Annotated in this window: 4 protein-coding genes and 1 pseudogene; all 5 read right to left on the bottom strand. The window is 36.6% G+C overall.

Annotation, left to right across the window (positions count from 1 at the left end):
- Nucleotides 1–2,496, bottom strand: a 2,496-nt coding sequence (locus ACFINO_RS07435) for an autotransporter outer membrane beta-barrel domain-containing protein (protein WP_375655350.1), incomplete at its 3' end; no start/stop codon positions are given.
- Between the two features lie 172 nt (nt 2,497–2,668).
- Nucleotides 2,669–3,399 (bottom strand): annotated as a pseudogene (locus ACFINO_RS11690) (autotransporter outer membrane beta-barrel domain-containing protein); the annotation flags it as partial.
- 27 nt (nt 3,400–3,426) lie between these two features.
- Nucleotides 3,427–3,651, bottom strand: coding sequence for a hypothetical protein (locus ACFINO_RS07420; protein WP_375655347.1), 225 nt, complete (start codon nt 3,649–3,651; stop codon nt 3,427–3,429).
- A gap of 445 nt (nt 3,652–4,096) precedes the next feature.
- Nucleotides 4,097–7,330 carry an autotransporter outer membrane beta-barrel domain-containing protein gene (locus ACFINO_RS07415; protein WP_375655346.1) on the bottom strand — a complete coding sequence of 1,078 codons (3,234 nt, stop codon included), beginning with the start codon at nt 7,328–7,330 and terminating at the stop codon, nt 4,097–4,099.
- Nucleotides 7,331–7,775: 445 nt separating this feature from the next.
- Nucleotides 7,776–10,457, bottom strand: coding sequence for an autotransporter outer membrane beta-barrel domain-containing protein (locus ACFINO_RS07410; RefSeq protein ID WP_375655345.1), 2,682 nt, complete (start codon nt 10,455–10,457; stop codon nt 7,776–7,778).
- Between the last annotated feature and the right edge of the window lie 1,111 nt (nt 10,458–11,568).

Here is an 11,568-nt window from a genome sequence, read left to right as displayed (position 1 = left end):
GGAATGAAAAGCATTCCGTATTGTCTCAAACGACTTATTTTGCGTGGTCATATCCACTAAACCAGCATGAAATAAGGCATTTGGCAAAAGAAGATAAGTTGGAATCTGTGGAACAACCGCTCTAATTTGGAGATTAGACTGAACATCAAGCGGTATAGAGAGATTAGATGAAGGATCTAAAGGATCAGAGGACTCAGAAGGCTTTGGTTCGACAGGGACAGAAGGAGGAGAAACAGTATCCAGAGATGAAGTGTCCTCCGGAGCAGAGGGCTCAGATGGCAGAACATCATTAGTAGAATCTTCAACTGGAACAAACGGTGCAGGCATAGGTTGCACAGCAGAAGGAGCCTCTGGAACTGTTGGTACAGAAGGAAGCTCAGGCGGGGCTGATGCAGAAGGAGTAAGCGTTGAATCTGTAGGGATTAATGTTTCAGACGGTTTAGAACCTTCAGGCAAAGAAGGTGTAGATGGCATAAGCGGAGGCTCAACAGAAGAGGGCTGCTCAGGTGAAATAGTCTCTGTTGGTCTTTCAGAAGGAATTGTTTCTGCTTCAGATTGAGGAGGTAAAACTGTAAACGTTGGCTTAGAAGCAGTTTCAGAAGAATCTAATTCAGAACCAATGTAAACACTTTCAAGACGAAAATCCCAAAAATCCCCTTCCCCAGCAACCAATCTATTCTTTGGGTCTGCATTTCCAGAAGAAGAGCTTGGACCATAGCCACGAAGTTTATACTGATAAGGAAATCCATTAACCGTAGTATAACTATTGTTTAACTTAAAAGAACTTTCCTCTGCCGTCCCAGCAACTTGAATAAGTGAAATACTTTGACTCCTTTTATTGCCTGCTTCTTTATCTGAAGTTTTTAAAAGTTCTTCCATCCCAATAAGCGTGGTTCCCAAGACATTCCCATAGATCAAAATACGATCCGTTTGTTCAGAATTAAATGAACCATCATTATTGAGAAACGTGCTCATCTTAATCTGAACATTACCATCTGCACCATATACGTACTCCTCCTCATCTAACTTGTTTACACCACTTTTTTTTCCAATGTACAGCGTTTGATAACCAGTAGATTGATAGTGATCAAAAACAATTGTACTATCCTCAAGATCCACACCTGAAAGCGATGAAACCGTAGCATCTGGTTCCTGCGGATTTTGATATTTGCTTTTGGTAAGATACCATTGAGAACCATTCTTTAAATGTAAATAAATATCAGAGGCATCCTTGGTACGAGAACCTCCTGTAAGTGTAGAGGAATTTGCTTCAACGAGAAGATAAGAATTATTTTCAGCTTTTAAAAACAAATCGCTGGAGATTTTTGTCTTTTCTAACCTAACCTTAGCTCGAGCTCCATAAACACGATCTCCAGCACTATATCCGGCACTATAAATGGCAATACCATCCGGAACCGCAAAATTTGTCTCTGACAAATGAACAGATGCTGTTCCTATAGTAATTCCTCGCGCGCTCGAAAGCGCTGAAGAAGACATATTATACCTTACCAAATCAACCCATACATCTGGACTTAACCCATAAAAATACAGACCATATGCTCCTTTCCCCTGAACAGAAATTTTTGTCTTTTTAACCTTAATATTTGTCTTTTGAAACTCATACAAATGATTAAATTTATTAATTAATTTGCCATTATCATCTGTATAACCTGTAAGATTTTTAATCAAAAAGCCATGCATGCCTGTAAGTTCTACAGAACCACCACTCAATTGAACATCACTACCTTGAGATACCTCAAAAGCTCCCAGTAATTTATCAACATTTTTCTCATCTACTATAACAGTCTCTTGTTTCCCTCTTCCCTTAATGACAGTATTATCAAAAGTATATTGTCCCCCAAACTGTGCTGAAAACCCACCAATCTCATTAAAAGTTACGGTACTGCCTGACATCCTAATCTTTGAACTAAAACTACTAACCAGCCCCATTTCTTGGGTACTATTTAATTCTTGTGTACTATTGAATTCATTTGGTTTAAGCTCAATATTTACACGCACTAAAGCAATATCCGTTCCTATTCCAAATGCATACATAACGCGAGAAGTCCCTGTAATCGCCCCATCTGTCATGCTAATAACTGAATTTTGCGCATGAAGCGCAAGTACATCCTTAAAATTTGCATTTTTTAAATTAAGACGCGCATTACGTTTTAGATATGCACCATATACAGTTCCTTGACGCGAATTATCGCCCGTAACAGTTATCTGAGATGCATCAACAACTGTACCTTGTTCTTCTATATATAAAGCAGCAATAGGAGCAGAATCAGAAGGAACTCTCGAAAAATTTTTCAAATGATAAGTTTTATTTTCAATTGTATGTTTTTTACCATCATTGCATTTATAAAACTGAGCGTTTGGATCACAGAGAGTTTCAAAATTATTAAAATTCGCATTAACACTCATGATTGGCAAAAAAGAAACAATAGCCGTTGTAATAAATAAAAATCTATACCCGCTTAATACATTAACCATAACTTTATTCCCAATTTGCCTTTCTCCCCCTGTTAGTTAAAAATAAAAAATATTCCCCATAACATTAAGTTAAACACACTAACAATAGCAAGTATAAAACTTAAATAAGCACTTTATACTTCATAAAACACTCTATAACTTATGTAAAAACTACTCTATATTTCATAGGTATCTAAAAACGATAGTATAAACCACCTGAAAAAATAATCCCTGAAAAACCACCTTTTCTAAGGCAATGCTGATAAGTTACATCTCCATGCAAAGCAAAGTTTGAAGACAACTGAGCCTTCAACCCCCACTCCAGTTTCTAAAGAAGAACCAAAAGCCCTCATTGGAATTCATCTCCAAACTGCACACGTTGTTTTCCTCTAAAACTAATGGCAAGCTGAAGCTTGTAATTGAAAGAAACAACAAGAGCCTCTTCAGAAGCAGCAAGCGTCTTTCTTAAAGACCCACCAACACGCATCACCCACAAATCAAGCTTTCCCATCTCAATATCAAAACCATCAATATCAGACGCCTTATCAAACCGCACATTTTGATAAATAACCTAAACCTGCGGATCAAAAATAACCCCTTTATGCCCTGTCATAAATGACTTGCCCGCAATCAATGAAGCACTCAAAGGTGTTTCCTTCAATGTTGCTGTCTTGCCTCTTGCTTGCGTGAGAACATCCCCTTTAAATAAACCATAGGAAAAAAGGACATCTATATATAAAACCTGTATCATGCTGCATGCTGCCATATACTGTAATAGACCATTTATCAAATGTACTTTTTTGTTTTCTTTAACACCTTGAGGTTGTAGAGAGTTTTTTTTCCATTATTCTCCATTATTCCAAAGCTCAAAGTGTGATGTGTATCCTCAATCGCATTGAGCAAGACACTTGCCTCTATACCATGAACATCAGAACCTGAATCTTACCTTCATCAAAGGAAAAAACCACCCTGCTTCACACCAAACACAGATTGAGATAACGTAGTATTTCTACCACTTTTCTTTTCGCCATTTCCTGTAATAGAACTCTTTTTAAAAGAAGTTTTATTATCTTTTGACACAACCACTGCTGATGTAATCTTCTCAGATCTCTTTAATTCTAAAATTTCATCAGTTCCTGAAACGCCTTTTTCCCCTTTACTTTTTTGCGGCTTCATAACTATGTTATGAGATCGTATTGTAAAAATAACACCTGTAGCCCTCCTATCCAATCCACTCATATATAACTTATTACGACTTCCAAAAGTACGAGAAGCATAAACTGTATCACACGAATACGACTAAAAAGAGAATTACACGAAGGGTTATAATCTTCTGCACTCACATCTATATTGTGCGCGAAGAAAGAAATAGAGGTCGTAAGAGAACACACACACATGGCGTTTTAGTACTTTAATCATAATTTAGTCTAAACTTTCTTTATTTTATCTTCATAAAAAACTGAAAAGCACACCTGGTTCATCTACTTATTATTCTTATTATGTACCGTTACATATAATTTGTTTTGTATTATATGTAAAGACAAAAATCAGAAAAACAACACAACAAAACCATGTTTTGTGCTTATGTCTTTCGCAAAGGATGTATTAAAGAAAAATACAATTAAAAATGATACCTTAATCCACCAGAAAAATGCGTTCCGGAAAAGCCGTCACTCGTAAATTTATGCTGATAAATCAGATCGCTATGAAAAATAATTTTGGGAGATAATTGTGAAAAAACACCAAATCCAGCTTCTAAAGAAGTCCCAAAGGAACCAAGCTGGAAGGCATCTTTAAAATATACAAATTGTTTATCATCAAAACTACGAATGAAATGAAGCTTACCATAGAATGAAAGAACATGTGCATCTTTATCTTTAGTAAATGTAAGTGTCTTCGTTAAATACCCACCAATACGCATCCCCCAATGATCTGGGCTTTGCATATCAATATTAAAATTATCAATATCACGAGTCTTATGAAACTGGAGATTTTGATAAACAAACTGAACCTGTGGTTCAAAAATAAAATATCGGCTGCCTATCATAAACGTTTTACCAGCAGTTAAGGAAACACTTAGGGGCTTCCCTCTCAATGCAGCCGTTTTACCTCGCTCAAGTGTGAGAACATTTCCATTAAACAAACCATAAGAGAAGAGACCATCCATATAGAGACCCGTATCATGCTGCATGCTTCCATATGCTGTGATTGTCCATTTATCAAATATACTTTCTTGACTTTGTTTAACCTTTCGAGGCTGCAACGAAAGTTTGCCATAATTTCCCATAATCCCAAAAGATGTCGTACTGTATGCACTTTCGATTTTCTTGAGTAAAATACCTGCCTCTAGTGCATTATAATCAAGCTCACCGCCATAATCACCATATTTAAATGCAGACAAATTTGAAGTATAATGATGATGTCCACCGTAACCGCGCAAAAACAAAGCGGGATTTTCATCATTTTTCAACAACCGACCAGAAACAATTCGCAGCGCTTGCAACTGCTTGCTTTGATTACTGATATCCATCAATCCAGCATAAAATAAAGTATTTGGCACAAGAATATAAGTCAAAACCTGTGGAACAACGACTCTCACATTTGGCTCAAAATGAGAAGAAAGCTCAAAAACAGATGCCGAAACAGAAGAACCAGACGCAGGTGGAGTAACAACAAAAGGAGTGGGTGAAACAGATGACTGAACAGGTGAACCAGATGCAACTGGGGAAACAACAGAAGGAGTGGGTGAAACAGATGGCGGAACAGGTGAAACAGATGCAACTGGGGAAACAACAGAAGGAGTGGGTGAAACAGATGGCGGAACAAGTGAACCAGATTCAGGTGGAGCAACTGGATTAGATTCAGCAATAGCGGGAACAACAGGCGCAAGAGAGGAAAGAGGATTGGGGATCTCAAGCACAAAAACATCAGATACATTAGGTGTAGTCGTAAGATGGGAATTCCTATCAGGAGAATCTACAGGAGAAGAAAGACTTGGCTCCTGAGATTTTTGCTGAGAGTTAGAATCAATAGAACCATCCTCACCTCCAGTAATATTAGGATGAATTTTAGGAAAAGAAGGAATATCATCAGAAGAAGGGGGGACAACCAAATCAAGAACAGGAAAAACTTTAGTGGAATCAACAAATTTACTTTCAAGGCGGAAATCCCAAAATGTTCCGGAGTTTTTAAGCACTCTTTGATTGGAATCTGCATCCCCTAAAGCAGAGCCTGGACCATAACTCTTAAGATGATACTGATAGGGGGAGGATTCAAGTGTGACATACCCCCCCTTTAACTGAAAAGAATCTTCAGCAGCTTGTCCATAAACCTGAATAATGGAAATCCCCTGATTATTACCACCATCTCCCGTCAATGCCCCTGGACTTCCAGGAATCTTATAAACATGAACTGTTGTTTTTCCTTCAAGACCACCATTGATTAAAAGTCGATCAGTTTTTTGCTTTTCAAGCTCTCCCCCTTGATCCAAATATGTATTAAGATAAAGATTCACATCACCATGCGCTTTATAGACAGTCCCAGATCCTTTTCCAATGAGAAGTGTCTGATAACCATTTGTTGTTTTAGATTTTAATTCTTCAAAAATAAGGGAACTATCCGTAAGATTAACCGATGAAATGAAGGAATAGTCCCCTAAATTAGAACCAGAAGCATCAAAATTTTGCAATTTGTCATATTTTGGTCGCGATAAAATCCACTTTGAACCATTTTTTAAATCTATCTTAGCTGTAGAACTTTCATCAACATGTGCGCCTCCTACAAGGGTAGAAGCATCAGCCTCAATCTTTACATTAGAACGCTCAACAGCTTTCAGGAGTGAATCTCCAGAAATTTTTGAATTTTGTAAGAGTTTAACAGAACTTTCGAATTCGCGGCTATAAATAGCCGTACTTTCTGGAGCCATAAAAGTTGTCTTTGTCAAATGGACAGTCCCTTTTCCAGGTATAATTGTTTTTTTATCATTTAAGACAGCTTCCCAAAAAAAGTGCATGCCATTAAATCCATTACCTCTCACAAAAACATTGGAATATTTTATATGAGCAGCATTATGGTTATTCCCCTGCACTACAATGCCATGAGCATTGTCGACATTAACGTTTCCCTTCTGGAAATTAAGAGAGCCTTTCCCCTGAAGCAGACTAAAAGCAGAGCCTTCACGATGATTATCTATATTTGTTCCCTGTTTCCCCCTCCCAGTAATAGAAACACCCTCTAAATTAATTTCTCCATCTCCTCCTGTTTGAACACCAATACCATCAGCAAAATCAATTTTTCCTCCTTTCATATAAATTTTTGCACCATTATGACTCAAAAGACCTATCGCATCAGAAGATGTCTTAATCTCTGTCTTGGTCAAAGAAACAAACGACCCTTTACCCCCAACACTGATCCCCATTCTGGTTGCTTTAATCACCCCATCCTGCATCTCAAAAGCTCCCTCATCATTAATATCGGCCCCTATCGACACATCATTTAACATGGAATCAAATAGAGCAACGCCTCCCCCATTTGAGGACTTTACAGCTGTTGTCCAAGCGTTTGTTTCTGAATGGCCATTTGCATTCGAAACACCGTTAATGATTATAGCCTCTCCCTCAATGACTGTATTTTTCCCTGATGCCTCTATGGCAGCATCAGAACTTTCACCCGTAAGTTGATAAGTTTTCTTGGCAATTTCATGCGTTTTACCATCATTACAGCGATAAAATGAGGCACTTTCGTTACATGAATATTGCTTCTTCTCAGAAGAAATCTCACCTCCTGCATCAGTATTGTATACAAAGAAAAAAATAACCGTTGTAAAATGACATAAAGAGAGATGATTTTTAAACATAATTTTCTACAAACTTTCTTCCCCTTCTCTAAAAACAAAAAACACGCGTTCTGTTTAATAACTTTGGTTACGCGTGATAATTTAAAATACGTTTTGTATTTTATATATCCACCCTATGTTTTATGTAAAGCCAGAATCCCAAAATATCACAATTTAAAATTGTATTATTTATAAAAACGCGTAAAAATATAGATAGAAATAAAAATTCCACCCCAAAGCAGTGATTTCAAGAGAATTTAATAAAAATAAACTCAAAGAAGAAAAACAGCATAAGAAGCAAAAACTGCAAACCAGAAAGCCTTATCTCGTTTCTAAAAAGAAACAAACTTGCTCATGTAAAAAAAACATTTTTTTAAAAAACTTATTTAAAAAGTTGCAAACAAATAATAAAAAACCACAAGCTATGCTTGTGGTTTTTTAAACAACTTACCTCAAGATGATCATCCTAAAAACGATAGCGCAATCCACCAGAAAAACTGATTCCAGAAAAACCACCTTTACTCAACTTATGCTGATAAACCAAATCACCATGAAGCGCAAATTTTTGAGACAAGCGAGCATTAAGACCTAATCCAGCCTCTAGAGAAGAACCAAAAGCCCCTAACTGGAAAGAATCTTTAAAGCGCACAGACCTTTCTTTTCCAAAATCATGGGCAAAATGAATCTTTCCATAAAAAGAAACATCACGATCTTTTTCAGACGCAGTAAGAGTCTTTATCAAGCGACCACCCATACGCACCATCAATTGATCAAGTTTATCCATCTCAATATTAAAATTATCAATATCGCGGGCCTCATTAAATTGAAGATGCTGATAAACAACCTGAACCTGTGGATCCAAAACAACACCTTCATATCCTGTGGCAATTTTCTGACCACTCATCAAGGAAACACTTAAAGGGTTACCCTTCAATGTTGCCGTTTTACCCCGCGCAGTTGTCAGAACATCTCCCTTAAACAGACCATAAGATAACAAACCATCAACATAGAATCCTACATCATGCTGCATACTGCCATAAACTGTAGCAGTCCATTTATCAAATGTACTTTTTTGGCTTTGTGCAACATCTCGAGGTTGTAGAGAAAGCTTTCCATAAGACCCCATCACCCCAAAGGATATAACACTGTCAACATTTTCAACAGTTTGTAGCAAAACACCTGTCTCTAGTGCATAGTACCCTAGATCTCCCCCATAACCATATTCAAGCGCAGATAAATCTGAGGCATAACGATAACTTCCACCATAGCCACGCAAAAATGAAGCAGGATTTTCACGAATTTCCAACATTCCACTAGGATTAGTCCGTACTGTCTCTAACTGCTTGTTTTGATTGCTGATATCCATTAAACCAGCATGGAATAAACTATTTGGCAAGAGCAGATAAGTTGGAACCTGAGGAACAACAACCTTAACGCCTTGCCTAGAATGATGCTCACCACCTAAACCAAGTTTAGAACTCTGAGTTAATCTAAATGTAGTATCAGAATCAATAAATCCATTTTCGAGGCGGAAATCCCAAAAATCTCCTTCACCTTCGACTAATCTTTGAGACGCACTCGCTCTTCCTAATTCAGAGTTTGGGCCATAAGCATGAAGCCTATATTGGTAAGGTAGACCGTCCAATGCAATATAATCACCATCCAACAAGAAAGAATCTTTCTCCGCTATTCCAGAAACCTGAATAATCGAGATACCTTTGTCATTTCCATAACGCTCCGTACCACCTCCAGGACTTCCTGAAACACCATGCACATGTACTATCGTTTTTCCTTCAATATCACCATGGATTAAAAAACGATCCGTTTTTTGATTCTGAAGAGCCCCCCCCTTATTCAAATAAGTGTTGATATAAAGATGTGCATTACCCTGTGCTTTATAAACTTCACCTGTTCCTCTCCCAACACGAAGGGTTTGATAGCCATCAACTATGTTAGTTTCTGGTTGTTCAAAAATAATAGAACTATCAATAAGATGTATTAATGAAATTGATGAAACACCTATAGAACTAGGAACTTGCAAATTTTTATTTTTCGGTCGTGATAAAATCCATTTTGAATCACCTCTCAACCGAAATTCAGCAGAAGAACTTTCATCAACATGTGTCCCCCCTACAAGGGTAGAAGCATCCACTGAAACCTTCACAAAAGAGCCATCCTCAACCTTCAGTAATAAATCTCCAGAAAGTTTGGAATTATCCAACAGCCTAACAACACCACCAGATCCTCTGCTATAAATAGCTGCACTCTTTGGAACTGTAAAAGAGGTTCTTGTCAAGTCAACAATCCCTCGTACGGGTAAGTTCGTTTTTGGAAGACTTCCGAACATCTCTTCCTCACCCGCAAAAATATAAAAAGAATAGGGATACTCGTGATCTTTCATTTCCTCATTTCTGTCTCCTAGTCCCTCCCAAAAACGCAACCCATAAGACGTATTACTTTCTACCAAAACCGTAGAATCCACGATAGTTATAAACCTACCCTTCCCATCGATATTATTCCCATGCATTGAAAAACCATGAGCATTGGCTAGATTAACTTTACCTTTCTCAAAATGGATACTCCCACTAGACGCATGAAAAGCTGAATTTTCATTATGGTCATCTATACTCATCCCCTGACTACCTTGTTCGGTAATAGAACTACTCTTTAAAGCGACCTGTCCCCAATTTCTTACTTCAACTCCGATACCCTTTGTAAAGTTAATCTCTCCTCTTTCTATAATCACTTGTCCATATTCACTCGCCACGACCCCATACTTCCAAAAACTTTCTTTTGAAATAACAGCACTTGAAGCATCCTTAACAGTTATATTTTTCCCGAAGAGAAGCGTTTTTCTTCCAGATGCTTGTATAGCAACAGTTTCATTCGTATTTTCATCAGTTTTTTGATAATTTTTATTGTAAAAGTAGTGTTTTTTACCATCATTACACCGATAAAATTCACTATTCATACTACATGAAAATTGATCCTGATTATTTTGTGTCTTACCATTAACGCCAGAACGATCTTGTACCCCAGTATTAACAACAGCACCACCTTGAACCGTAGCATCAACATTGTGTGCACAAAAAAGAAATGCTGTTGTAAAAGTACATAAGGAAAAACGATTTTTAAATAGATTGACCATAATTACACCATAATTTTGCCTATAAAAGTAATACGTAATGTATCAAAAAACTTAACAAAGAGAAAAAATTAATACATTTTGGATTAACCGCGCAAACCTTATTAGTGCTTTTTGTGTTTTATGTAAATATGGAATTAAAAAATTACTCGAAAATACAATCTAAATCTGTCGCTTTTACAAAGAATTTGCAAAAATATAACTGAAGAACGACAGAAAAATCACCTTTAACGTTGTTAGTCAAAAACACCCTTAGTCAGTTGACATGCATTAAGAACACCTACTTTAACTGCCGTCTAATCAACCCCAGAACGGATATAATCAACATTCTTACGATAATATTATATTGAAACAGTGTACACTCTGTAAGCAGACAAAACTGAATATATGCCAAAATTGGGAAGCAAAACTATCACATACAGCTGTTTTAGGCAGTATTTATGGAAATACGAACTAATTTAGAAATAGGAGGAAAGTGTAAAAATTAAAATCTGTTCCGATTTTTACCATCTCTTTTCAACATTTAAAAATATTCAGAGCCGTATCTAAAAGGTGAAAATGACATATAATTTTATCTTTTTATTTATCACATTCTTTAAAGAAAACACACTTTCAAAAAACAATACGTCATTATGTTTCTCATTCACCAATTTTCTCAGATATATCTCATATTTCCATCCTCATTTCATAACGACAGCAGATATAATATCAAGTTTATCGGATACAACCCTCATTGTGCCTGAGTAGCATCTTTGTCTTTGCCAATTTCTAATATTGTAAATCCTCTCCTCTTAATATAATTCCCAAAATTATATTGACTCCTTTCTTAAACGATTATCCACTTGCTAATTTTACATATAATATGAACAGGAGTGCTTTTTATGGATTCATCATAAGAGCATTGAAAATATTTCAGCACCCTAAATTAAAAATATCTTTATAAATCAAAATATTATAATAATCACTCTGAAATACGCGTTTTGAAACGATAACGTACAAGCCTTCAGACTTTTCAAAAAAACGAAATAAGTCCAACCTAAAAGCATATTAAAGATATGCAAAGTCACACTCTCGTAAAAATGCTATAACACAAAATGAATAGATAATGAGAAAA

The organism is Bartonella sp. AA83SXKL (genome assembly GCF_042196965.1).
Taxonomy (GTDB): Bacteria; Pseudomonadota; Alphaproteobacteria; order Rhizobiales; family Rhizobiaceae; genus Bartonella.
The sequence above is the reverse complement of the archived record's forward strand: the minus strand, read 5'-3'. Positions and strand labels throughout refer to the sequence as shown.